The organism is Sphingomonas rhizophila (assembly GCF_014396585.1).
GTDB lineage: Bacteria > Pseudomonadota > Alphaproteobacteria > Sphingomonadales > Sphingomonadaceae > Sphingomicrobium > Sphingomicrobium rhizophilum.
In genome coordinates, this window is the sequence record NZ_CP060717.1 from 39797 (window position 1) to 65341 (window position 25545).

Below are 25545 nucleotides of genomic sequence, written 5' to 3' on the forward strand. Positions count from 1 at the left end.
CGCCGCATGCTGGCGCTTTCCACATCAAGCCTGGCCCTAGCGCTGCTCGCCGCGGAACCCGCCTGGGCGCAGCAAACGACCGACACGACAACCGCCGAACCCGCCGCCGATGCGCCGGCCGCGACGGACGAGCCGGATACCGTGATCGTCAAGGGCTATCGCCGTGCGCTCGAAAGCGCGCAGGCCCGCAAGCGGGTCGCCGACACGGTCGTCGACGTCATTACCGCCGAGGACATCGGTGCGCTCCCCGACCGCTCCGTGGCCGAAGCGCTTCAGCGGGTCCCGGGCGTCAACATCAGCCGCTTTGAACAACGCAACGACCCCGACCGTTTCTCGGTCGAGGGATCGGGCGTCATCGTCCGCGGCCTGCCGTTCGTCCGCTCGGAACTTAACGGCCGCGACATCTTCTCGGCCAATGGCGGCCGCGAACTGTCGTTCAACGACGTCTCGCCGGAACTGCTTGGCCGCGTCGAAGTGTTCAAGAACGTCACCGCCGACATGATCGATGGCGGCATTTCGGGCACCGTCAACCTGGTCACACGCAAGCCTTTCGACGCGAAGGGTCTGCATCTCGCCGGAACGCTGGAAGCGAATTATGGCGACATGGCCAAGAAGTGGTCGCCCGGCTTCTCGCTTTTGGGGTCCAACACCTGGGATACCGGCATCGGCACGATCGGGCTGCAGCTTGCCTATTCGCAATCGGAACTCAAGACCAAGACCGACGCGTCGCAGATCACCGATCCCTGCTATCGCGAAGCGTCGCTTGACGGTCCCTGCCTCCGTCTTCGTCCCGTCGGATCGGGCGGCATCGGCGGCGGGTTCAACTATGATCCCGACAATTTCCCGCCTGCCGGGTCGGTCATCGTCCCCAAGGGCGCCGGTGTCCGCACCACCGACCTTGAACGTGACCGCAAGGCTTATTCGGCCGTCGCCCAATGGCAGAGCAACGATCGGCGGGCCCAGCTCACTCTCGAATTCCTGCGCGCCGAAACCAAGGGCCGGCTGAGCGAATTCGCGGCGCTGGCGCTGGTCAATGACGACGCACTCTATCCAGTGCCAGTCGATGAGTGGCAGTTCAACAACGGCATCTTCGAGAGCGGCACGCTGACCCAATCGGGTGGCCTCGGCATACCGACCGAGCTCCTGCGCTTCCAGCGCAAGGACAAGGCGATGACGCAGGACATTTCGGCGCACTTCACCTACGCCGCGACCGACCGCCTGCGGTTCAATTTCGAAGCGCAGAAGATCAAGTCGGACCGTACCGAATCTGGCCTCATCTCGGCGATGCAGACCTACAGCGACCTGTTCATCGACAATTCCGGCGACACGCCGATCGTCCAGTTCCTCCAGCCGACCACCACCGGGTCGCCGGCGTCCTATTACAACGACCCGTCGCGCACCCTGTTCTGGTTCCTGCTAGACAACCAGGTCCACAACGAGGGCGACCTGAAGTCCCTGCGCGGCGACGTCGAGTATGACGTAAGCGAGGACGGCTTCTTCAAGAAGGCGCGGTTCGGCGCCCGCTGGGGCGATCGTCAGCGTATTACCCGCAACGCCAACTTCTCCAACTGGGGCAACCTTGGCGCGCCATGGACGGGCCGCAATGGCAACTGGAATTGCGACGATCCGCAGGCGTTCGGATGCGGCGGCGCCTATGTCGCCGACTTCCCGAGCTATGCTTCCATCCGCAATCCGTTCGGGGACGACTTCCAGCGCGGGAATGTGCCGATCCCAATGGGCGACGGATCGGCCTTCTTCTTCGGCGGCGATGACATGGTCCGCGAATATCTGAGCGGCCTGACCCAGGAGCAGGCGGATGAAATCACCGCCTTCACGCTGACCCCCAACGCCTGGCGCCAGATCGCCAACCGCACTGGCCTTGTCGACGGCCTGCCCTGGCTGCCGGGCGAAATCTCCGACGTCGGTGAAATCACCAGGGCCGCCTACGTCCGCGCCGACTTCGGGACCGAGTTCGAGAACGGGTGGAAGTTCGACGGCAACATCGGCGTCCGCTTCGTCGACACCAAGATCAAGTCGGCCGGCGAGATCAGCTACCCGATTGGCGACCTGTTCGACACCAACGACGACGGTGTCGTCACACAGGAGGAAATCGCGGCCAACTGCGAAGACGTCGAGCCGGGACAGCCAGCGCCAGGCTATTGCAGCCTCAGCCCGGCACGGCAGGCGGAGTTCGCGGAAGCGTTCACGGCCGAGGTGGTCGATGACAGTGCGGACATCAAGTTCAAGCACTGGTTGCCGAGCTTCAACGCGAAGCTGGACGTCGGCCGCGGGCTGCTGTTCCGCGTCGCGGTGTCGAAGGGCATTTCGCGTCCGGACCTGAATGCCTTCGCGACCGGTGGCGCGATTTTCGACAACACCGGCAACCTGCTTGCGAACGGCACGCTGGAAACGGGACCGTTGTTCCAGATTTACACCGGTAACCGCCTGTTGCGGCCGGTGCGGTCGTGGAACTTCGACTTCTCGACCGAATGGTATTTCAACCGTGTTGGCTCGCTCACCTTCGCCCTGTTCATGAAGGACCTGAAGGGCCTTGTGAATTCGGGACAGTCGGTGCGGTCGTTCACCAGCCCCAGCGGTGTCACCACCGACGTCGCGGTTAACGGCCCGGTCAACCTCGACACCGGCAAGATCAAGGGCTTCGAGCTGGCCTACCAGCAGACCTACGACTTCCTGCCGAGCGTGCTCAGCGGGCTGGGGTCGCAGTTGGTCTACACCTACGTCGATTCCAAGTCGCTTGGTAACTCGACGCTTGGTGCGGAACAGAGCCCCTTCGCGGATGAATTGCCGCTGGCCGGCGTGTCGAAGCATACGTTCAACGCGGTGGCCTTCTACGAGAAGGGACCGTTCGCCGCTCGCCTTGCCTACAATTGGCGGTCGAAGTTCCTGCAGACGCCGCGCGACGTGATCTTCCCCTTCTCGCCGATCTACGGGGAATCGACGGGGCAGCTCGACGGGTCGATTTTCTACACGATCAACAAGAACTTCAAGATCGGTGTCCAGGGCGTCAACCTGCTCGACGAGGTTACCCGTACGAGCCAGGTGATCGACTTCGACGGCACCCGCATCACCCGATCGGCGTTCCGCAACGACCGGCGCTTTACCTTCCTCACCCGCGTTACCTTCTGACCTTCGCAGAAGGGCGCGAACTGGCCGTCGGTCGCACGAAAGTGTGACCGGCGGTCGTTTTCTTTATGCCGACAAGCGGCGCCGATGCGCCGTCGGCATTATTGATGAGAACATGAGGGCAGCACGCCACCGAAAATGGTGACCCTACGGGAATCGAACCCGTGTTTCAGCCGTGAAAGGGCCGCGTCCTAACCGCTAGACGAAGGGGCCAACTGGCGTTGCGGTCGCGCGACTAGGGGATGAAGCGCGAACGGTCAAGCCGATGCGGCCTCGTCGCGGCGGTTTTCGGCCGAAAGCTTGTCACACCCGTCAATTCACTCCCCTGAGCGGTACTTTTCTCTCACCGCGCCATGTCGACGGTGCGCGGCAGGTTCCAGGCGTTCTCGTCACGAACGGCTTCGGGAAGAAGGTCGGCAGGCAGGTTCTGGTAGCAGACCGGCCGAAGGAAACGCTCCATCGCGGCCGTGCCGACGGACGTCGAACGCACGTCGGACGTAGCCGGGAAGGGACCGCCGTGCACCATCGCGGTCGACACTTCGACGCCGGTCGGCCAGCCGTTGGCCAGTATCCGTCCCGCCTTCCGCTCCAGCAGCGGCATCAGGCGCCGGGCGAGCGGCAGGTCGCCGTCATCGAGCTGGAGGGTGATCGTCAACTGACCTTCGACATGCCGGAGCAGGTCGAGCAGCTGCTCGTCGCTGTCGAAGCTGACCAGCAGGGACACGGCCCCGAAAATCTCCTCGCTCAATTCGGGATGGGCCAGGAAGGCGGCGGCGTCGGTGGCGAACAGGGCTGCCTGGGCGCGGCCGCCGTCCGCAAGGCCGCGCGCAACCGGCTCGACTTGGGAATGCTGTTCGATCCGCCGGACCCCGACGCAATAGGCCTCGCCGATGCCTGCGGTCAGCATGGTCTGTGCCGGGGCCGCGGCCAGTGCCTCGCTGGCGCTGGCAAGGAAGCGGGAAAGCGCGTCGCCGAGGCGCGCGAACAGCAGCCCGGGATTGGTGCAAAACTGGCCGGCCCCCATCGTCAGCGACCCGACGAAGGCCCGCCCCAGATCCTCGCCGCGCGCGTCGAGGGCATGGTCCAACAGGATGACCGGGTTCACGCTCGACATTTCGGCATAGACCGGAATCGGTTCGGGCCGACCCTGGGCGATCTTGAGAAGGGCAAGCCCGCCGGCGCGCGATCCGGTGAAGCCGACGGCCTTCACGGCCGGGTCCGCGACGAGGGCGGCGCCAAGCTCGCGGCTATCGCCTTGCAGGAAAGAAAAAATGCCGGGCGCAAAGTCGCTGGCCTTCACGGCCGCGCTGATGGCTCGGGCGACGAGCTCGCCGGTACCGGGATGGGCCGGGTGGCTCTTGACCAGCGCCGGACAACCGGCGGCGAGTGCGGATGCCGTGTCGCCCCCGGCTACCGAAAAGGCCAACGGGAAGTTCGACGCACCGAAGACGGCGACCGGCCCGACGGCGACCCGGCGCTGACGGAGATCCGGGCGAGGTAGCGGCTGGCGATCGGGAAGCGCGGTATCGACGCGAACGTCGGCGAACTCCCCGCGCCGGAGCTCGGTCGCGAACAGCCGAAGCTGGCCGCAGGTTCTTCCCCGTTCCCCCGTCAGCCGTGCCTCGGGAAGGCCGCTTTCGGCCATCGCCCGCTCGATTAGGGCCGGACCGATCGCCTCGATCGAATCGGCGATCGCCTCCAGCAAGGCCGCCCGCGATTCGGGCGAGCTGTTTGCAAAGTCATCGAACGCCTCGTCGGCAAGGCTTGCCGCCGCGCGAACCTCGTCCGCCCCGGCATTGGAAAAGTCACCCGGCAGCGGCTGCCCCGAGGCGGCGGCGACGGCCTGAAACGGATTGCCGGCGACCACCTCCGATCCCCCGATGAGGCTTGCGCCATTGAATCCGAACTTTTCCGCCATGACTGTCCTTTCTGCGTCGCCGACGCGCTTTCCCTGTGCGATTGTTAGCGCTATCGTAACGCCATGTCGCTGTGAAAGCGCCGGCAAAAAGACCGGAAAGGGCGACCTGCAGTCGGGGAGCGAGTTGGCGGTGTGGAGCCGGATCGGTGCGATGATGCTGGCGGCTCCGGTGCTGGTCGCGGCTACTGCGCCTGTTCCGTATCGCTGGACCAATGTCACCATCGGCGGTGGCGGCTATGCGCCGAATATCCTGATGAGCAGCGCGGAGCCATCGCTGGCCTATCTGCGGACCGACATGGGCGGCGCGTATCGCTGGGACTCGGCGGCGTCGCGCTGGATACCGCTGCAGGACGATAATGCCGAATCGAGCTTCATGGGCGTCGAGGCGATCGCGCCCGACCCGGTGGATCCCGACATCGTCACGATGGCGGCCGGGATGGGATATGGCCAGCCGTCCGCCATCCTTCGCTCGGCCGATCGCGGTGCCCGCTGGAGCGTGGTGCCGGTGCCATTCGCGATGGGCGGGAACGAGGCGGGTCGCGGCCTCGGCGAGCGACTGTCGGCCGACCCCAATCGGCCGTCGACCCTGCTGTTCGGCTCTCGCCACGACGGGCTGTGGCGAAGCGACGACCGAGGCGCGACCTGGCGAAAGGTCGACGGCTTTCCCCGTCCTGGGCTTGGCAAACCGGAGCGCCGACAGACGCACGGCGGCGTTTCCTTCGTGCTTGCCGATCCGTCGAGCGGCCGGTCGGGCGGCGTATCCCGTCGCTGGTGGGCGGGGAGCGCCGACGAGAGCGGCGATCATCTGTTCCTGAGCGAGGACGGCGCCGTGACGTGGCGGGCGGTTAGCGGTCCGGAGGGCCTGCTCGCCGTGAAGGGAGCGATCGCCGGCGACGGCACCCTATTCGTCGGATACGCCAGCGGGATCGGCCCTAGCGGCGTGAAGACCGGCGCGGTGTGGCGTTTCGGGGCTGACGGACGCGGCACCGCGATCACGCCGGCCGACCATGGCAACGGCGGATTTTTCGAAGTGGCGACGGCGCGAACCTCGCCGGCGACGGTCGCCGTCTCCACAATCAATCGATCATCGGGCGACACTGTCTGGCTCTCGAACGACAGCGGCCGCAGCTGGCGGGATCTCGGCAAGGACGCGCGGCGCGACGTCAGCGCCACGCCGTTCCTGGGGCACGACGGCAAGGACGCCGATTTCGGTCACTGGATCACCGGTCTTGCGATCGACCCGTTCGACGCCCGGCACATCGCCTATACGACCGGGGCGACGGTCTATGCGACGAAGGACTTGGCCAACTGGGCGCCGTGGACCCGGGGGATCGAGCAGACGGCCGTCATCACCCTGGTCAGCCCGACGGACGGGCCACCGCTGGTGTCTGGGTTCGGCGACCTCGCGGGTTTCGTCCATGACGACCTCGAGCGCTCGCCGCGTCCGAGGTTCACCAACCCTTACCTCTCCAACACCAATCGGCTCGATTATGCCGGGCTCGCGCCGCGGCGCTGGGTGCGCGGCGGGAGCCTGTTCGACGGATGGCCGCGCGAGGCTTCACTGGCGATCTCCAGCGACGGTGGCCGAAGCTGGTCGCCGATTAAGCTGCCGCCAATTCCGCAAGCTGACGGTTCGACCCGGCGCGAAGATTTGAATGGCGAAACGCCACCGGCGGTCTCTGCGGACGGCAAGCTGATTGTCGTCAGTGCGTCCAGGCCGATGGTCAGCGACGATGACGGCCGACGTTGGTCGCCGGTGGAGGGCGTTTCGCGCGGGAGCGAGATCGTTGCCGACAAGCGGATCGCGAACCGGTTTTATGCCCTCGATTTCGCTACCGACCGACTTCTCCGATCGAACGACGGCGGACGCCGGTTCCGAAGCATTGACGGTGCATCCTTGCCCGGCCCGCTGGATGGCGCACGGCCGACCCGCGGTCGCGAGAGCCAGCCGCGGCTGGTCGCGTCGCCGTTCGCGGGAGGCGAGCTGTTCCTGCACTGGTGGCAGGGCCTATTCCGCAGCAGCGACGGCGGCAAGTCGTTAGTCCCCGTGTCGGGCGACCTCAAGGTCGAACTGTTCGGGTTGGGGAAGGGCACGGTCCATCCCACTCTCTATGCCGTCGGCAAACTGGGCGACGTTCGCGGGATTTGGCGGTCGGACGATCTGGGACGGAACTGGGCGCGCATCAACGACGACGCGCACCAATGGGGTCTTCGCTTCCGCGCGATCAGCGGCGATCCGCGCCGCGCCGGACGAGTGTATGTCGCGACCGACGGGCGCGGCATTTTCTACGGTGATCCAACGGGAGGTGTGCAGTGATGATCCGCTTGGCCGCCATGATCCTGATGCTGCTGGGGCGGCGACCGTGAACGCCGAGGTGCCGCGCCTCGAAAGCCGCGACGGCCGCCATGCGCTGTTCGTCGACGGGGCGCCCTTCATCATGCTCGGTGCGCAGGTTCACAACAGCAGCAACTACCCGGACATGCTTCCGCTGGTGTGGCCGATGGTCAACCGTATCGGCGCCAACACCGTCGAGGTGCCGATCGCCTGGGAACAGGTCGAGCCGGTCGAGGGCAAGTTCGATTTCTCGTTCGTGGATGCATTGCTGACCGGCGCGCGCTCGAACGGAAAGCGACTGGTGTTGTTGTGGTTTGGGACATGGAAGAACACGTCGCCGTCCTACACGCCGGCCTGGGTCAAGCTCGACAACCGCCGCTTCCCGCGCATGAAGACCAAGGACGGCAAGGATCATTACGTCCTCAGCCCGCATGGCGACGCGACGCTGGCTGCGGACAAGCGCGCGTTCGTGGCCCTGGTGAAGCATCTTCGTGCCGCCGACCCGCAAAATACCGTCATCATGGTGCAGGTCGAAAACGAAACCGGCAGCTACCGCAGCCCGCGCGACTATTCGCCGAACGCCAACCGCCTGTTCGCGCAGCTGATCCCGCCGGCACTGGCGGCGAAGACCGGCAAGCGTGGCACCTGGACCCAGGCGTTCGGCGCACAGGCCGACCGCGTCTTCAACAGCTGGCATGTCGCGTCGTACGTTGAGGCGATCGCAGCGGCCGGGAAGGCGGTCAAGCCGCTGCCGATGTACGTCAACGCCGCGCTGGCCGGCACCAGCTTCCCGTCCAGTCCGGAAGGGACGGCAAGTGGCGGACCGCAGCAGGACGTGCTCGACGTCTGGAAGGCTGCGGCGCCGTCGATCGATTTCGCCGCGCCCGACATTTACGACCATGACGGCAAGAACATCGCCATCTACCTCGACGGCTTCGCGCGTGCCGACAATGCGCTGTTCGTTCCGGAAATCGGCAACAGCGCGGATTTCGCGCGCGTGTTCTACGACGTGATGGGGCGCGGCGGAATCGGCTTCGCGCCGTTCGGAATCGATGGCACCGGATATTCCAACTATCCGCTGGGCGCGAAGACTCTCGATGCCGCGACGCTCGATACGTTCGCATCGACCTACGCCGCGATTGGCGCGAACATGCGCGGATGGGCGAGGGCGGCGTTCGACGGTCCGACGTGGGGCACCTCCCGTCCCGATGACGCAGCTGATCGGTCGGCGAGGCTCGGCAACTGGGACATCGTCGCCAGCTTCAACCAGTGGGAATTCGGCGAGAAGGATTGGACCTTCCTGAAGCGCGACGCGGTGCCTTGGGCGGACGACAAGGTCGGCGGGGTGGCAGTGGTCGCCCTGACGCCGGACCAGTTCCTGCTGACCGGCGACCATGTCCGGGTTCGCTTCAACGCGCCCAAGGGAACGCCCGACAATGCGGTTGTCGTCAAGGTCGAGGAGGTTCGCTTCGACGGCGACCGATGGATCACGACCCGCGTCTGGAACGGCGACCAGACCGATTACGGAATCAATTTTCGCGATCGCCCGGCGATGCTCCGGGTGACGATGGGACGCTACCGCTGACGAAGGAAACCATCATGACCATGACGAAGCGTGCAATTCCGTTGGCGGCGGCGGCGATTGCCCTGTCCGCGGCGTCACCGCCGGGGACGGTTCAGCGCATCGCCGGCGGAGTGATGGTCAATCCGACCGCATCGGATGCCGCGCGCGTCAGCGTGACGGTGCACGGCGACGGCATGTTCCATGTCGTCGCGCAGCCGGCGGCCGCGCTCAACCTGCCGCGCTCGCCAAGCCTGATGGCGCCGTCACCTCCCGCACCCCTGGCCAACGCCAGGATTAGCGAGACGGCGGACAGCGTCACGGTCGCCGGTCCGCGCGGCAGCGCGATCATCGACCGGACGACGGGCGCCGTTCGCTTCCTCGATGCGGGGGGCAAGGAATATCTGGCGACCGCGAGGCCGGCATCGTTCCGGCCGACCAGCGCCGACGGCCAGCGCTATTGGGCCGTGTCGCAGCAGTTCAACCGCGGCAGCGACGAGGGCCTCTATGGCCTCGGCCAGCACCAGAACGCGCAAATGGATTACCGCTGCCAGGACGTCGAACTGGCCCAGCACAACATGGACATCGCCGTGCCGTTCGTGGTGTCGACCCGCGGCTATGGCTTGCTGTGGGACAACAATGGCATCAGCCGTTTCGGCAACCCGCAACCCTACAAGCTGGTCGGTGACGGCCTGCGCGTCACCAGCAACGGCAAGCCGGGGTTCACCGCGACCTATTATCTCGCCGGAAAGGCGGTCGTCACCCGGCAGGAAACGACCATCGATTACCAGTATCTCGACGATCAGTTGAAATGGCCCGAGGCGGCCAAGGCCACGACCACCGCGGCCGCCGGCGGGCAGAACCCGCAAGGAAACGCGGTCGAACCGCAAAAGGTCGTCTGGACCGGAACGCTCCACCCGGACTCCACCGGTCAGCACAAATTCCAGCTCTACGGCTCAAGCTATCACAAGGTTTGGGTCGGCGGGAAGCTGGTGCTCGATCGTTGGCGCCAGAACTGGAACCCGTGGTATTCCAACTTCGACGTGCCGATGACCCGCGGAAAGCCCGTTCCGGTGCGTATCGAATGGCTGCCCAATTCGGGCTACATGGCGCTGCTCCACAACGCGCCCTTGCCAGCGGCCGACTGCAACTCGGTATGGATGACCAGCGATACCGCGCGGGCGATCGATTATTGGGTCATTCCCGGGGGCTCGATCGACGCGGCCATTGCGGGTTACCGGCAGATCACCGGTAAGTCGGCGATGCTTCCGAAATGGGCCTATGGCTTCTGGCAGTCGCGCCAACGCTACGACACGCAGAAGGAAGTCGTCGACACGGTCGCGACCTACCGCCGCCTCGGCATTCCGCTCGACAACATCGTCCTCGACTGGCGGTATTGGCGGGACGACGATTGGGGCAGCCACAAGTTCGACCCGACGCGCTTCGCCAATCCGGACAAGATGATCGATGACGTCCACGCCATGAACGCGCGCTTCATGATTTCTGTCTGGCCGAAATTCTACCCGACGACCGACACCTACAAGGAACTGGCGGCAAAGGGCCTCGTCTATCAGGGCAACATCCGCCAGCAGAACAAAGACTGGGTCGGCCCGGGCTACCTCAGCACCTTCTATGATCCCTACGCGCCCGAAGGTCGCAGGATCTTCTGGGACCAGGTTGAAAAGCGGCTGGCGAAAAAGGGCGTCGATGCATGGTGGGCCGATGCCAGCGAACCCGACATGCACAGCAACCTGTCGATCGAAAAGCGGCTCGATACGATGGGTCCGACCGCGCTGGGGCCGGCGGCGGAGTTTTTCAACAGCTATTCGCTGATGAATGCACGCTCGTTCGCCGACGGGTGGAAGTCGTACAAGCCCGACGTCCGGCCGTTCCTGCTCACCCGCTCAGGCTTCGCGGGCCTGCAGCGCGAAAGCGCGGCGATCTGGTCGGGCGATGTCGCCAGCCGCTGGTTCGACTTGCGGGCGCAGATCAGCGCGGGGGTCAATGCGTCGATGTCGGGCATCCCGAACTGGACCCATGACATCGGTGGGTTCGCGCTGGAGGATCGGTTCTCGACCAAGACGCCGAAGCCGCAGGACCTTGACGAATGGCGCGAACTGAACCTGCGCTGGTTCCAGTTCGGTGCCTTCTCGCCGCTGTTCCGAAGCCACGGCGAGGCGCCGTTCCGCGAGATTTACGAGATCGCGCCGGAAGGATCGCCCATGCGCGCGTCGATGATCTGGTACGACCATCTTCGCTATCGCCTGATGCCCTATATCTACACGCTGGCGGCGGACACCTATGTCAGCGACGGCAGCATCATGCGCGCGCTGGCCGCCGACTTTCCCAACGATCGGGCGGTGCGCAATATCGACGACCAGTATCTCTTCGGCCGTGCGTTCATGGTGGCCCCGGTGACGGATTACCGCGCCCGGTCGCGCAAGGTGACGTTCCCGGCGGGCGCGGACTGGATCGACTTCGCGACGGGCAGAGTTCACCGCGGCGGGACGAGCGCGGTGGTGGCCGCGCCGGCCGAACGAATGCCGCTGTTCGTCCGGGCCGGGTCGGTGGTGCCGATGGGGCCGGTCACGCAATATGTCGACCAGGACCGCGCCGCGCCGCTGACCGTCACGGTCTATCCCGGCGCGAACGCGCAATTCTCGCTGTACGAGGACGATGGGACGTCGGAGCAATACCGCAACGGCGCCTATACCCGCATCCCAATCCTCTACGACGATCGGTCGGGGACGGTGACCATCGGCACGCGGCAAGGCACGGCATGGAAGGGCATGCCGGACATGCGCAAGGTTCGCGTCAAGTGGGTAAGCCCGGGCAAGCCGGTCACGGACGACAATGCCTTCGACGTCGAGGTGGCCTATGCGGGCCGTCCGGTCGTGGTTCGCCGTCCATGAAGCGACTGCTGGCGGCGGCGGCGCTCGCGCTTGCGGCGCCGCTCCACGCGAAGGCGCTGCCGCCGCGCGTGATCGAGATCGACGTGGCGAAGGCCAGCGAACCGGTCGATCGCTTTTTCGATCTGTCGATTGGGTCCGACTATCCCGGCACCTTGCGCCGCGACGACAGCCAGGCGCAGCTCGCGATTGCGGTTCGTGAGCTTGGCTTCCGGTCGGTCCGGTTTCACGCCATCTTCCACGATGTGCTCGGCACCGTGAAGGTCGACAATGGCCGCACGACCTACGACTGGCGGGAGATTGACCGGCTGTACGATGCGCTGCTGGCGAAAGGCATCAAGCCGTTCGTCGAGCTGGGCTTTACCCCGGCGGCAATGAAGAGATCCGACCAGACGATTTTCTGGTGGAAGGGTAACACATCCCATCCCGAACCGAAGGCCTGGGCGGCGCTGGTCGATGCGTTCGTCCGGCACCTGCGCGACCGCTATGGCGCGGAAGAAGTCAGGCGCTGGCCGTTCGAAGTGTGGAATGAGCCGAACCTCGACGGCTTCTGGGAAAAGGCAGACCGAGACGCTTACTTCGCGCTGTACGATTCCACTGCACGGACAATCAAGGCGATCGATCCGCACATCCAGGTCGGCGGTCCGTCGACGGCCGGGGCGGCGTGGGTTCCGGAATTCCTCGATCATGTCGCCAGGAATGGCACGCCGGTCGATTTCGTCACGACCCACAGCTACGGGGTCGACGGCGGCTTCCTCGACGAAGAGGGCAAGCAGGACACCAAGCTGTCGGCGTCGCCCGATGCCATCGTCGGGACGTCCGGCGAGTCCGCGAGCAAATTGCGGCGTCGAAATTTCCCAGACTGCCGCTCTACTTCACCGAGTGGAGCACCAGCTACACGCCGCGCGATTTCGTCCACGATAGTTACATCAGCGCGCCCTACATCCTGACGAAGCTGCGCGAAACGCAAGGGCTGGTGCAGGGCATGAGCTACTGGACCTATTCCGACCTGTTCGAAGAACCCGGTCCGCCGCCGACGCCGTTCCACGGCGGCTTCGGTCTGATGAACCGCGAAGGCATTCGGAAGCCCGCGTGGTTCGCCTACAAATACCTGGCGGCTTTGCGCGGGAAGGCAGTGCCGCTGGCCGATCGATCGGGCTTCGCTTCCGCCGATGAACATGCGGTCGCCGCCGTCGTGTGGGACTGGCAGCAACCGGTGCAGAAGGTCAGCAACAAGCCGTTCTATTCGCGGTTGGTGCCGAATGCCCCGTCGCGACCGCTGTCGCTCCGCTGGGCGCATCTCAAGCCAGGGCGCTATCGACTTGCCGTCCAACGCACCGGTTATCGCCGCAACGACGCCTTCTCCGCCTATATCGATATGGGGATGCCCGCGTCGCTCAGCGCGACGCAACTTGCGCAATTGCAGCGGGGAACTCGCGACCTCCCCGAGCGCGCTCAGACCGTCGTAGTGGGCAAGAACGGCACGGCGCGGACATCGGTACCGATGCGCAGCAACGACGTCGTCCTCGTTACCCTGAAGCGCGAGTGATCAGCGCAACGTCAACACGACGATCGATTTTGCCGGCACCGTCAGCCGAACCCCTCACCGTCCACCCTGGCAGTGGTGAAGGGCGCCGGTTTGACGGCATCGGGAGTCCGGACATCGTTGTGCGCGTCGATCGATCCGGCGGTCAGGATCTGCCCGGTCACGGTTCGTGCCCGCATTCCGGGAAGGTGGAGCGGAAGGGCGCGCCGCGGGTCGAGATTGACGAGCGAGATGTAGGTCCCACCATCCTTGCCGCGCACCGCCGACGCGCTGATCGAGGGCATCGAAAAGCCATGCGCTTCATAGGTGGATGCCTGTACATCGACCGGCAGAACCGTCGCGTCCTGCCATGGGCGGTAGAGCCAATAGGTCCAATAGGTCGGCGTCCGGACCATGGTTGGCCCGTCGGTCAGCAACATTGCCTGCAGCACGTTGACCATTTGCGCGATGGCGCTGATCTTCACCCGTTCCGCATGCTTCGCGAAGATGTTGAGGTTGGCCGCGGCCAACACGGCATCGCGCAAGCTGTTCTGCTGCCAAAGGGTCGGTTGGCCTTTGGTTTCGGCGTACCAGCTGCCCCATTCGTCGACCGCGAGTATCTTCGTCCGCTTAGGGTCGTGCTTGTCCATCACCGCGCTGTGATCGGCGATCAGCTTGTCCATGCGCAGCGTCAGCGACAGGGTCTCCGCCCATTCGCGCTCGCCAAACCCGGTGGCGGGACTCTTTTTCTCCCAGCCGCCCGGCACCGTGTAATAATGCAGCGAGATGCCGTCGACGGTACGGCCGGCCTGGCGCATCATCACGTCGGTCCAATTGGTGTCCCCTTCCGACGGGCCGACCGCAAGCTTCAGCATCGGTCCATTCGCCGATCGCGCAAAGGTCGCGTAGCGCGCGGTTTCGTCTGCCGCATACTCGGGCCGCATATTGCCGCCGCAGCCCCACAGCTCGTTGCCGATGCCGACGATGGCCACCTGCCAGGGTTCGCGATGGCCGTTCGCCGCCCGCTCGTCGCCCAACGACGTTCCCGGTTTGGCGGTGATATAACCGAGCCAGTCGGACAGTTCGTTCGGTGCCGCCGATCCGACGTTTCCGGAAATGTAGGCGTCGGCACCGATGCGTTCGATGAACCCGTAGAATTCATCCGTGCCGAAACTGTTGGGTTCCGGGACCCCGCCCCACGACGCATTGATCCCTGTTCGCCGTTTCGGCCCGACCCCGTCACGCCAGTGATATTCGTCGGCGAAGCATCCGCCGGGCCACCGCACGAATGGGACCTTTAGTTCCTTGAGGGCGGCAATGACGTCCTTGCGATAGCCGGCGTCGTTCGGAATGGCGCTGTCCTTGCCCACCCAGATGCCGCCGTAGATGCCGGTGCCGAGATGCTCGGCGAATTGCCCGAAGATGCGCCGGTCGTAGACGGGGCCGGGGCGGTCGGCGTGGACGGTGACGGTAGCGACTTGCGCGGCGGCGGGTTTCGCCACCGCCGCCGTCACCGCTGCCAAAAATGCCAGCCACTTCATGCTCCAACTCCCCATCGATTTTCAGGACCGGCACGATCCCCAGACCGGCCGGAAGTGTGACGTGAAGCCCGCCATCGTCCTGCCGGAAGGGGAGCGGGCCGCCGCCAACCATGCGCACCGCTGCAACACTCGCGCGGCCCGTCGGAAGCGAATTGACGGTTATCCGTCCGCCGTTCGGTTCAGGCACCAGAACGAGCGCGTAGAGTGAGCCGCCGCGCGTCGTGAAGCGGATATCGCCCGCCGCGAAGCCCTTGAACGCGCCCTCGTTCTGCATGCCGGCGGTGAGGCTGGTCGGCCCTTCACCGAACTGCCGCCACGGGCGGCTGGCGTAGATCGCTTCGCCGTTGACGCGCAGCCAGCCGCCGATGCCGTCGAGGATGGCGTCCTCCTCGCTGTCGATCGTACCGTCGCCGCGCTGCGGCACGGAGAGCAGCAGGTTGCCGTTCTTGGCGACGACATCCGCCAGCCGCTGGATCACGTCGCGGGCCGATTTGTAGCTTTTGTCCGTGAAGCGCCCGCGATTGTAGAACCAATCGCCAAGGCAGGTGTCGGTCTGCCACGGCACCGCGCGCAGCCGGTCGGAAAAGCCACGCTCGACGTCTTCCGTGAAGGCGCCCTCCGATCGAGCCGTCGGTTTCTTTGCGGTCATGACGACTGGCTGCCCGCGTGCCGCCGCCTGGTTCAGGTAATGGGCGGCCGCCACCAGCCCGATCGATCCGAACGGCAATTCATAATTGTCGAAGTAGAGGAAATCGGGCCGGTAGCGTTCCACCAGATCCTTCTGCCGGAGCAGCCATTGCCGGGCGAACGGCCCGTATGGCGGAGCCTCCTCGGTCCACTGCCCGTCATGGGCGTCGTGCCAGTCGTTCATTGCCTTGATCGTCGCCAAGCCGTCGGGCGCAACCATCGACGGTCCGGTGTACAGTTGCTGCGGGTCTAACCCTTCCCACCACCGGCCCCTGCCATCGCTCTTGCGCAACCGGAACGCATCGTAGCGCTGGCCGCGGCGCGGGCCCTCGGGATCGTATCCGTAGGCCGGCTGGTACCAGTGCCAGGAATGGCTGGCATGGTTGGACACGCCGAACTTGAGGCCGGCCCGGCGCGCAGCCCGCGCCCATATTCCGACGACGTCGCGGCGCGGCCCGACGCGCAGACTGTTCCACGGATGATGGCGGCTGGCATAGCAATCAAGATTGTCATGGTGGGAGGCCAGGCTAACGAAATAGCGGGCGCCGGCGGCGACAAACTTCTTCATCAGCGCCTCGGGCTGCCAACGCTCGGCCGTCCAGCGATGAAGGATGTCCATCATCCCGGTGTCGGCGGGATGGCCGTATCGCGCAAGGTGATGCGCGTACATCGGATGACCCTGCATGTAGAGGAACCGGCCATACCAGTCGCCCTGCTCCGGCACCGATTGCGGCCCCCAGTGCGACCAGATCCCGAACTTGCAGTCGCGATACCAGTCGGGTGTGCGATAATTGTCCCGCAACGATTGCCAGCTGGCATAAACTTTCTGCGTTGCGGCGATGGACGGTGTTGCCAGCGCCCCGGTGGCCGCGGCTCCGCCCGCCAACACGACGCGTCGGGACAGGCCAGACGATCCGCGCGTCTCGAATTCCGCCACGAAATCTAGCTGTTCGTCACCGTCCCGCCGCCTATTCGCCATCCGTCTCCCCGCTTTTGGATTTGCGGATGCGCCGCAAAGTGGTAGCGATACCAAAAATAGAGAACGGAGAGGGGCAATGGTCAAGGTCTTTGGCGCGCGAGGCGTTCGCGCGGCCCTGTTGGCGACGATCGCAAGCGGCGTTGCGCTCGGTGTTGCTGACGCTCAAGTCGCCGCCTCCTCACCCTCAAGTGCGGCTGTGCCGTGGCCGAACGTCCGCAGTCGAATCGCGATCGATCCCGCGCAAGAAGCACGAATCACGCGCATCATGGCGCGCATGTCGGTCGACGAAAAAGTCGCCCAGACCATCCAGCCCGACATTTCCACGGTCACTCCGGCCGACGTTAAAAAGTACAAGTTCGGGTCGATCCTGGCCGGCGGCAACAGCTCGCCGGGAGGGAACGAAAAAGCCCCGGCGCCGGAATGGCTCAAGCTGGCCGACGACATGTGGAAGGCGGCCGACTCGGCGTCCTGGTCCGGGGACAAGATTCCCCTGATGTGGGGAATCGATGCCGTCCACGGCCACGGCAACATCGTCGGCGCGACCCTGTTTCCGCAGAACATCGGGCTGGGCGCGATGCGCAACCCGGAGCTCATCCGCAAGATCGGCGAAGTGACCGCTCGGGAAATGACCGTCACGGGGATCGACTGGGACTTTTCGCCGACGCTCGCCGTCGTTCGGGACGATCGCTGGGGCCGCACCTACGAGGGATTCGCCGAGGATCCCGAAGTCGTCCGCAGCTATGCCGGCAAGATGGTCGAAGGGCTGCAGGGTACGCCCGGCACCAAGGACTTCCTGGGCGCCGGCCGGGTGATCGCGACGGCGAAGCACTTCGTCGGCGATGGCGGCACCGCTAACGGCAAGGACCAGGGCGACAATCTGTCGTCAGCGGCCGACATTCGTGACATCCATGGCGCGGGCTACCCGCCGGCGATCGAAGCGGGCGTGCAGGCGGTGATGGCGTCCTATTCGACCGCGCTTGGGCAAAAAATGCATGGCAATGCAGGCCTGCTGACCGGCGCGCTGAAGGGCGACATGGCCTTCAACGGTTTGGTGGTCGGCGATTGGAACGGTCACGGACAGGTTCCGGGCTGCAGGAACACCAGCTGCGCCGCGTCGATGAACGCGGGGCTCGACATGTTCATGGCGCCGGACAGCTGGAAGGATCTTTACGATTCGACCCTGGCGCAGGTGAAATCCGGGCAGATTCCGATGGCGCGGCTCGACGATGCCGTCCGCCGGATCCTGCGCGTAAAGCTCCGCGCCGGACTGTTCGAAAAGGGGGCGCCGTCGACGCGTCCCTTGGCCGGGCAATTCGCGCTGCTGGGATCAGCGGAGCATCGTGCGGTCGCGCGGCAGGCCGTTCGCGAATCGCTCGTCCTGCTCAAAAACCAGGGCCAGATCCTTCCCTTATCGCCGAAGGCTCGTGTGCTCGTCGCGGGCGATGGCGCGGACAACATTTCGAAGCAGTCGGGCGGTTGGACGATCACCTGGCAGGGCAGCGACCTGACCAATGCGGACTTTCCCAAAGCGGATTCCATCTTTGCCGGAATCCGCGAGGCCGTCACCGCGTCCGGCGGAACCGCGACGCTGAGTGTCGACGGTGCCTATTCCCAAAAGCCGGACGTCGCGATCGTCGTCTTCGGCGAGAATCCTTACGCAGAGATGGTCGGCGACCGGCCGACGCTGGAATATAGCCCGACCGACAAGCAGGACCTCGAGCTGCTGCGCAAGCTGAAGTCGGCCGGTATTCCGACGGTTGCGGTGTTCCTGTCGGGTCGCGCCATGTGGGTGAACCCCGAACTCAATGCTTCGGACGCGTTCGTTGCGGCATTCCTGCCCGGCAGCGAAGGCGCGGGCATCGCCGACGTCCTGTTCAAGGATGGCGCCGGCAAGACCCGCTACGATTTCCGCGGCAGGCTCAGCTACAGCTGGCCGAAGCGCGCCGACCAGACACCGCTCAACCGCGGTCAGGCCGGATACGACCCGCTGTTCGCCTATGGCTACGGCCTGACCTACGCCGATCGTGGCGACCTGCCGAAACTGTCGGAGGTCAAGCCGCCGCGGCCGGACGACGGAAGCGACGGCATCTTCTTCGCGCGCGGCACATTGCCGGCGGGCTGGACGATGTCCGCCACGGCACCGGCCACGGTTCGCGGAATCGACCGCCGCAACCAGGAGGATGCGCGGATCGTCAATTTCACCGGCGCGGGCATGCAAAGCCTTCGCCTGACCGCCGCCAGGCCGCTCGACCTGTCGCGGGAAACCAACGCGCAGCTCAGCCTGATGTTCGACATCCGGCGCGAGTCGGGACCGAGCGCGGAAGTGACATTGGCCATGGCGTCGGGCACGGCCGCCGCGCTGCCGATCGGTGGCCGCATCGCCGCGGCGCCCGTGGGACAATGGCAAACGATTTCCGTGCCGCTGGGCTGTTTCCAGCGGGCCGGCCTCGACGTCACGAAGGTCAGCCAGCCGTTTGTCCTGTCGACCGGCGGCGCGCTGCGTTTGAGCATTTCCGATATCCGGATTGCCAGCTCGACCGGCGGGCAGGCGACCTGCGCCTGGCCCAAGCTATGATCGAATGAACTTCGCGGACCATCTTTTCCCGGAAGACGCCGACCGGTCGGTGCTCGCCGGCCGGCTGTTGCTTGCCGACGGTCCCACCCCGGTCATCATCCGGAGCGGGGAGGTGTTCGATGTCTCGCGCGCCGCCGCGACCGTCGCCGACCTGCTTGAGCTGGACTCCCCGGCTACCGTCGAGGGGAAGCGCCTTTTTTCGTCTCGAGAACTGGCCGATCTCCCGGCGCGCCAGTTCCTTGCCCCGTTTGACTTGCAGATCGTCAAGGCGGCGGGGGTCACCTTCGCCGTTTCGGCGCTGGAGCGGGTGATCGAGGAAAAGGCGCGTGGCGATTTTCGCGAGGCGGCCGCGATCCGGGCGCGGTGCGAAGAGGTTATCGGCGGCGCGCTGCGCTCCGTCGTTCCGGGCAGCGACGCGGCGGCACGCCTGAAGGAATCCCTGATCGCTGACGGCCTGTGGTCGCAATATCTGGAAGTCGCGATCGGGCCGGACGCCGAGATTTTCACGAAGACCGCGCCTTTGGCCAGCGTCGGGACGGGCGCCATGATCGGCGTTCGTTCGGACAGCGACTGGAACAACCCGGAACCCGAGATCGTGCTGGCGGTCGACAGCAGGGGGCGGATCCAAGGCGCCACCCTCGGCAACGACGTCAACCTTCGCGACTTCGAAGGGCGGAGCGCGCTGCTGCTGAGCAAGGCCAAGGACAATAATGCGTCGTGCGCCATCGGTCCCTTCATCCGGCTGTTCGACAAGCATTTCTCGATCGATGACGTGCGCAACGCCGTCGTCGAGCTTCGAATCGAAGGCGAGGAAGGCTTCGTGCTGCAGGGCCGAAGCGTGATGAGCGAAATCAGCCGCGATCCCCAGGAACTGGTCCGCCAGGCGATGAGCGAACATCATTATCCCGACGGCTTCGCCTTGTTCCTGGGGACATTGTTCGCACCGGTGGAGGATCGCGACGTGCCGGGCCGTGGCTTCACCCATCGCCGCGGCGATTGGGTGCGGATTTCGACGCCCGCCATCGGCGGCCTGGTCAACCGGGTGACGACATCCGCCGACGCGCCGGCATGGACCTTCGGATCGCGCGACCTGATGCGAAACCTGGCAGAGCGGGGACTATTGGGGGCGACGGGTCAATGAATGTTCAAAAGGAAAGCGGCCCCTTCAGTGACGAGCGACCGTCGATCATGAAAGCGATCTATCCGAGCCTCAAGGGCAAGCGCGTGCTTGTTACCGGCGGTGGATCCGGGATTGGCGCCGGATTGGTTGAAGCGTTTCGCCAGCAGGCTTGCGACGTCTGCTTCTTCGATGTCAGCGCGGAAAGCCGGGCGGTGGCCGACGCGACGGGCGCCACATTCATTCGCACGGACCTCCGCGACATCAGCGCGACCAAGGCCGCCATCGACAGGCTGATCGCGGACGGCGGACCGATCAATGTCCTCGTCAACAACGCGGCCAATGACGACCGCCACGCCATCGCCGACGTCACCGAAGAATATTGGGACGACCGCATTGGCGTGAACCTGAAGCACCTGTTCTTCTGCGCCCAGGCCGTTGCGCCGGACATGAGGGCCAGCGGGGGCGGATCGATCATCAACCTGGGGTCGATCAGCTGGCACCTCGCGCTGCCGGACCTAGTCCTTTACCAGACCGCCAAGGCGGCGATCGAAGGCATGACCCGCGCGCTTGCCCGCGATCTCGGTCGTGACAACATCCGCGTCAATTGCGTCGTCCCTGGCAACGTCCGAACACCGCGCCAGCTGAAATGGTATACACCGGAAGGGGAGGCGGAGATCGTCGCCGCGCAGTGCCTCGACGGTCGGTTGGCCCCGGAGGATATCGCGGCGATGGTATTGTTCCTGGCATCCGACGACGCGCGGCTGATGACCGGCCACGAATATTTCGTCGACGCAGGCTGGCGCTGATCATGGCGGCACCGGCGATCATCTGGGACCTCGAGGCCGAACTCGGCGAAGGCCCGCTTTGGCATGACGACGCGCTGTGGTTCGTCGATATCAAGAAGCCGGCGGTTTATCGCCATGACCCCGCGACCAATGACCGTACGTCTTGGGCGGCGCCGAAGGCGGTCGGGTTTATCGTTCCGCGCAAACGCGGCGGTTTCATCGCCGGGCTGAGCGATGGTTTGTACGCCTTCGACCCTGCACGCGGATCGTTCGACCGGATCGTCGAGGTGGAGCCGCACCTCCCGGTAACCGACTCAACGACGGCTGTGTCGATCCCTCGGGCCGGCTCTGGTTCGGGACGATGGACAATGGCGAAGGCAGTAACAGCGGCGCCATCTATTGCTACGACGGGAAGCTGCGCGAAACGGGGATCAAGGGTGTCACCATCACCAACGGTCCCGCGGTGTCGCCCGACGGCCGAACGCTGTACTGGGTCGACACGCTGGAGCGGAAGATTTCCGCCTGCGCTATCGCTGCTGACGGGTCGCTTGGGCCCTCAAGGACCTTTGTAACAATCGACAAGGGCTATCCCGACGGACCGATCGTCGATTCTCAGGGCCATGTGTGGATCGGCCTATATGCGGGCTGGGTCGCGCGGCGCTACGCCCCCGACGGGACGCTGGTGTCGGAAGTCGCCTTCCCGGTCGGCAACATCACTAAGGTCGCATTGGGCGGCCCGGACCTGCGCACCGGCTTCGCGACCAGTGCGCGCCAGTTCCTGAAGGCTGACGAACTGGCGCGCCAGCCGCGGGCGGGAGCGCTTTTCCAGTTTTCCGTCGACGTACCGGGGGTGCCATGTCCGTCCGTCATCGATTGATCGCCGCCGCGCTGGCCGGCGCGGCAACACCGGCGATGGCTGGAGTCGGCCTTCCCGCAACACTGTCGGATCATGCCGTCATCCAGCGCGGCACGCCGATACCCATTTGGGGAACGGGAACGCCGCGGACCCGCGTGACGATTACGTTCAATGGCAGGACGGCACGCTCGGTCGTCGGCGCGGATGGGCGGTGGCGCGCGCAATTGCCGGCGATGAAGGCGGGCGGCCCCTACCGTCTCGATGTCACGTCCAGCGACGGTTCGCGGGCCAGCGCCGACGATATACTGGTCGGCGATGTCTGGCTCTGCTCCGGGCAATCGAACATGGAATATCCGCTCCGCCGCACCTTGGACGGCGATGGCGAAGTGGCGGAAGCGGATGACCCGCAACTGCGGCTGATGAAGGTCGAAAGGCAATTGGCGGACAGCGCGCAAGCGTCGTTCGCGAAAGCGCCGCAATGGCAACGCTCGACCCCCGGCAGCGCCCGCGATTTCTCGGCGGCCTGCTTCATCATGGCGAAGGATCTGCGCGACAGCGGCGGCGTCGCGATCGGCGCGATCGACGACAGCTGGGGCGGTACCCCTGTGCGGGCCTGGATGAGCGAAGGTGCGGCGCGGGCCAGTGGCAATGCCGAGCCTGCTGCGCTGCTCGACGCCTTCCGGCGCGACCGGCCGACGGCGCTCCGTCAATTTGGGGAGCAGTGGGGGGCGTGGTGGCGCGGCCAGACCGGCGACAAGCCCGGCGAAGAACCGTGGAATGCGCCGGGCCGGTTGGCGTGGAAACAATTTCCGTCGATGGCCTACTGGAACGACTGGGGCGGCGACTGGCCCAAGTTCGACGGGCCGATCTGGGCCTATCGCACTGTCGACCTGTCTGCGGCTGAAGCGGCGCAGGGAGCGACATTGTCACTCGGCGTCATCGATGACATGGACCAAAGCTGGATCAATGGCGTCGCCGTGGGTGGTAGCAGCGATCCCGCCGCGCCGAGGGTTTACAAGATCGCCCCAGGGGTGCTGCGCGCGGGCCGAAACAACATTGTCGTCTATGCCCGCGACTTGTGGGGCCCGGGCGGTTTCAAGGGGCCGGCGGAGGTGCTGGAGCTGACGCTGGCCGACGGAAGCCGTAAACCGCTGGGGACGGGCTGGCGATACACACGAATGGCCGAGAATGACGGCCCGCCGGTGCCCCCCTGGGGCAACTCGTCTGGCGTCTCGACGATCTACAACGCGATGGTCGCGCCGCTCGGACCGATCCGCCTGACCGGCGTTGCCTGGTATCAGGGCGAGGCTGATGTCGGGCAAGCGGGCTACGACCGGCGGCTCTCGGCGATGATGGCGAATTGGCGCACCCAGTTCGGCGACCCGAAACTGCCGTTCCTCATCGTCGGGCTCGCGGCGTGGGGCAAACCTTCGGCCACGCCCACCGACAGCGGCTGGGCGGCGACGATCGACGAACAGCGCCGCGCTGTGGTCGCGGACCGCCGGTCGGCGCTGGTGAGCGCGATCGATCTTGGCGAATGGAACGACATCCACCCGGCCAACAAGACGGACCTTGGCCATCGTCTGGCGTGGGCCGCGAATACGCTGATCGCTGGCGGAAAGTCAGGCAAGGTCGGACCGCTTCCGCTTCGTGCCGTCCGCCAGGGCGGCGACGTCGTCGTGACCTTTTCGAAGCCCTTGCAGGCTCTGAGTTCGTCGCGCCCAATCGGCTTCGAACTGTGCGCGGCGACCTGCCGCTACGCAGAGGCGTCGATTGAGGGGGCGACAGTGCGCTTGAGCGGGACGGGCACCAGCGTTCGCTACGCCTGGGCCGATGCGCCAGTGGTCAACCTCTACGACCTCGACCTTCTGCCCGCGCCGGTTTTCCAGATCCCCGTTCAGTGATTGTGCCGCGGCACCTTCCTGGAGGTGCCGCGATACTTCACCGTGAAGTCGAGCACCGCGCCGTCGGCTAGCTGCCCGGTCATCTGCCGGTAAAGCTCCTCCCACGGGGTATTGCTTTGCGGAATTTCCGGAAGGCCCTCGCCCCGGCGCCGCTCGATCTCCTGCTCGTCGACCAGCGCGTCGCATCGCCCCTTGTTGAGGTCGATGCGGATGATGTCACCGGTGCGTAGCCAGGCAAGGCCACCGCCGGCCGCGCTTTCCGGGGAAGCGTTGAGGATCGAGGGACTGTCCGATGTCCCCGACTGACGCCCGTCACCCAGCGTCGGAAGGCTGGTGATGCCGCGCTTCAACAGGGCATCGGGCGGCTGCATGTTGACCACCTCCGCGCTTCCCGGCCAGCCGATCGGGCCCGATGAGCGAATGACGAGGATGCAATGCTCGTCGATCTGAAGCGCCGGGTCGTTGATGCGGTGATGATAATCGTCCGACCCGTCGAAGACGATTGCGCGAACGTCGAACACGCCTTCGGATCCTCGCGTCGAAAGATACCGGGCGCGGAAATCATCCGAGATGACGCTGGTCTTCATGATCGCGAAATCGAACAGGTTTCCGCTAAGCACGAGGAAGCCGCCGTGGGTCATCAGCGGCTCGCCGTACGGCCTGACGACCTCGCGGTCTGATGATTCCCGCCCCGCTAGGTTGTCGGCCTGCGATCGACCGGTGCAGGTTAGCGCCCCGCCCGAAAGCTTTCCGGCTTGCAGCAATTCCCACATCACAGACGGTACGCCGCCGGCGCGATGGAACCGCTCGCTAAGGAATTTGCCCGCCGGCTGGACATTGGCGAGCAGCGGGATTTCATACCCGTACTCGGTCCAGTCCGATGGCGTCAGTTCGACGCCGGCATGGCGGGCCATGGCGACGATATGCGGCTGGGCATTGGTGGACCCGCCGATTGCGCTCACCGTGCGGATGGCGTTGAGGAAGGCGTCGCGGGTCAGGATCTGCGACGGGCGCAAATCCTCGTACGCCATGTCGACGATCCGGCGCCCGGTTTCGTAGGCCATCTGCGCGCGCTCCCGGTACGGCGCGGGAATGGCGGCATTGCCGGGCAGGCACATGCCGAGCGCTTCGGCGACCGCATTCATCGTCGATGCGGTCCCCATCGTGTTGCAATGACCCGCCGACGGCGCACTGTCGGTGGCGCGGCGGAGGAACTCTTCTTCGTCGATTTCACCCGCGCCGAGCAGTCGCCGCGATCGCCAGATGACGGTGCCCGAACCGACCAGCTCGCCCTCATGCCATCCGTCGAGCATCGGCCCGCCCGACAGGGTGATGGCCGGAACATCGACCGTCGACGCGGCCATGATCCCCGCCGGCGTGGTCTTGTCGCATCCGGTCGTAACCACCACCGCGTCGATCGGGTAGCCGTTGAGAATCTCGACGAGCCCGAGATAGGCGAGGTTGCGATCCAGCGCCGCCGTCGGCCGGCGGCAATTCTCGAATATGGGATGGGTCGGAAACTCCATCGGAATGCCACCGGCATCGCGAATGCCCTCGCGGATGCGCTGCGACAGTTCGAGATGGATGCGGTTGCACGGAGTCAGGTCGCTGCCCGACTGGGCGATGCCGATGATCGGTTTGCCGGACCGCAGCTCCTGTGCGGTCAGGCCATAGTTCATGAACCGCTCCAGGTAGAGCGCGGTCAT

Annotated in this window: 15 protein-coding genes, 1 tRNA gene and 2 pseudogenes; 12 read left to right on the forward strand and 6 right to left on the reverse strand. The window is 65.5% G+C overall.

Features of this window, described 5'->3' with window-relative positions:
* Window positions 1-6 precede the first annotated feature (6 nt).
* Window positions 7-3147 (forward strand): TonB-dependent receptor, encoded by a 3141-nt coding sequence (locus H9L12_RS00220; protein WP_187542129.1) that lies wholly within the window; start codon window positions 7-9, stop codon window positions 3145-3147.
* 136 nt (window positions 3148-3283) lie between these two features.
* Here H9L12_RS00220 and H9L12_RS00225 read toward each other — a convergent pair.
* Together H9L12_RS00225 and H9L12_RS00230 are read right to left on the reverse strand one after the other, a co-directional pair.
* Window positions 3284-3357: transfer RNA gene (locus tag H9L12_RS00225), tRNA-Glu, on the reverse strand.
* A gap of 130 nt (window positions 3358-3487) precedes the next feature.
* Complete coding sequence (locus H9L12_RS00230) at window positions 3488-5062, reverse strand: aldehyde dehydrogenase (NADP(+)) (RefSeq protein WP_187542130.1); 1575 nt, start codon at window positions 5060-5062, stop codon at window positions 3488-3490.
* A gap of 130 nt (window positions 5063-5192) precedes the next feature.
* On the opposite strand from H9L12_RS00230, the gene H9L12_RS00235 reads away from it, so the two are divergent.
* The 5 genes from H9L12_RS00235 to H9L12_RS13835 are packed head-to-tail and all read left to right on the forward strand — an operon-like array spanning window position 5193 to window position 13416.
* Window positions 5193-7379: a beta propeller repeat protein gene (locus tag H9L12_RS00235; RefSeq protein ID WP_246450443.1), complete on the forward strand. Its 2187-nt coding sequence runs from the start codon at window positions 5193-5195 to the stop codon at window positions 7377-7379.
* 46 nt (window positions 7380-7425) lie between these two features.
* A complete protein-coding gene (locus H9L12_RS00240; protein WP_246450444.1) occupies window positions 7426-8982 on the forward strand; it encodes a DUF5597 domain-containing protein in 1557 nt (518 codons plus the stop codon).
* 14 nt (window positions 8983-8996) lie between these two features.
* Window positions 8997-11870: a glycoside hydrolase family 31 protein gene (locus H9L12_RS00245; protein ID WP_223177126.1), complete on the forward strand. Its 2874-nt coding sequence runs from the start codon at window positions 8997-8999 to the stop codon at window positions 11868-11870.
* Window positions 11867-12817, forward strand: a complete 951-nt coding sequence (locus H9L12_RS13830; RefSeq protein ID WP_281399788.1) for a GH39 family glycosyl hydrolase — start codon at window positions 11867-11869, stop codon at window positions 12815-12817. Before H9L12_RS00245 ends, H9L12_RS13830 begins: the two co-directional genes overlap by 4 nt.
* Window positions 12730-13416 carry a GH39 family glycosyl hydrolase gene (locus H9L12_RS13835; RefSeq protein WP_281399816.1) on the forward strand — a complete coding sequence of 229 codons (687 nt, stop codon included), beginning with the start codon at window positions 12730-12732 and terminating at the stop codon, window positions 13414-13416. The genes H9L12_RS13830 and H9L12_RS13835 overlap by 88 nt, the downstream gene beginning before the upstream one ends.
* 41 nt (window positions 13417-13457) lie before the next feature.
* On the opposite strand, the gene H9L12_RS00255 is transcribed toward H9L12_RS13835, so the two are convergent.
* From H9L12_RS00255 to H9L12_RS13210, 3 genes and pseudogenes are all read right to left on the reverse strand, one after another.
* Complete coding sequence (locus tag H9L12_RS00255) at window positions 13458-14678, reverse strand: alpha-N-arabinofuranosidase (RefSeq protein WP_187542133.1); 1221 nt, start codon at window positions 14676-14678, stop codon at window positions 13458-13460.
* Between the two features lie 265 nt (window positions 14679-14943).
* Window positions 14944-16557 (reverse strand): annotated as a pseudogene (locus tag H9L12_RS00260) (alpha-L-fucosidase); the annotation flags it as partial.
* Window positions 16558-16588: 31 nt separating this feature from the next.
* Window positions 16589-16765 carry a hypothetical protein gene (locus tag H9L12_RS13210; RefSeq protein WP_246450445.1) on the reverse strand — a complete coding sequence of 59 codons (177 nt, stop codon included), beginning with the start codon at window positions 16763-16765 and terminating at the stop codon, window positions 16589-16591.
* A gap of 99 nt (window positions 16766-16864) precedes the next feature.
* On the opposite strand from H9L12_RS13210, the gene H9L12_RS00265 reads away from it, so the two are divergent.
* The 6 genes and pseudogenes from H9L12_RS00265 (at window position 16865) to H9L12_RS00285 (ending at window position 23839) form a co-directional block, all read left to right on the forward strand.
* A complete protein-coding gene (locus H9L12_RS00265; RefSeq protein WP_246450446.1) occupies window positions 16865-19174 on the forward strand; it encodes a glycoside hydrolase family 3 protein in 2310 nt (769 codons plus the stop codon).
* A gap of 4 nt (window positions 19175-19178) precedes the next feature.
* Window positions 19179-20315, forward strand: a complete 1137-nt coding sequence (locus H9L12_RS00270; RefSeq protein WP_187542136.1) for a fumarylacetoacetate hydrolase family protein — start codon at window positions 19179-19181, stop codon at window positions 20313-20315.
* Between the two features lie 44 nt (window positions 20316-20359).
* Window positions 20360-21100 (forward strand): D-xylose 1-dehydrogenase, encoded by a 741-nt coding sequence (xylB, locus tag H9L12_RS00275; RefSeq protein ID WP_187543092.1) that lies wholly within the window; start codon window positions 20360-20362, stop codon window positions 21098-21100.
* A 2-nt stretch (window positions 21101-21102) separates the two neighbouring features.
* Window positions 21103-21315 (forward strand): annotated as a pseudogene (locus H9L12_RS14010) (SMP-30/gluconolactonase/LRE family protein); the annotation flags it as partial.
* Window positions 21243-21956: an SMP-30/gluconolactonase/LRE family protein gene (locus tag H9L12_RS00280; RefSeq protein WP_343060418.1), complete on the forward strand. Its 714-nt coding sequence runs from the start codon at window positions 21243-21245 to the stop codon at window positions 21954-21956. The pseudogene H9L12_RS14010 and the gene H9L12_RS00280, both read left to right, overlap by 73 nt.
* Complete coding sequence (locus H9L12_RS00285) at window positions 21935-23839, forward strand: sialate O-acetylesterase (protein WP_187542137.1); 1905 nt, start codon at window positions 21935-21937, stop codon at window positions 23837-23839. The genes H9L12_RS00280 and H9L12_RS00285 overlap by 22 nt, the downstream gene beginning before the upstream one ends.
* Here H9L12_RS00285 and H9L12_RS00290 read toward each other — a convergent pair.
* A complete protein-coding gene (locus H9L12_RS00290; RefSeq protein ID WP_246450754.1) occupies window positions 23833-25545 on the reverse strand; it encodes an IlvD/Edd family dehydratase in 1713 nt (570 codons plus the stop codon). The genes H9L12_RS00285 and H9L12_RS00290 overlap by 7 nt on opposite strands.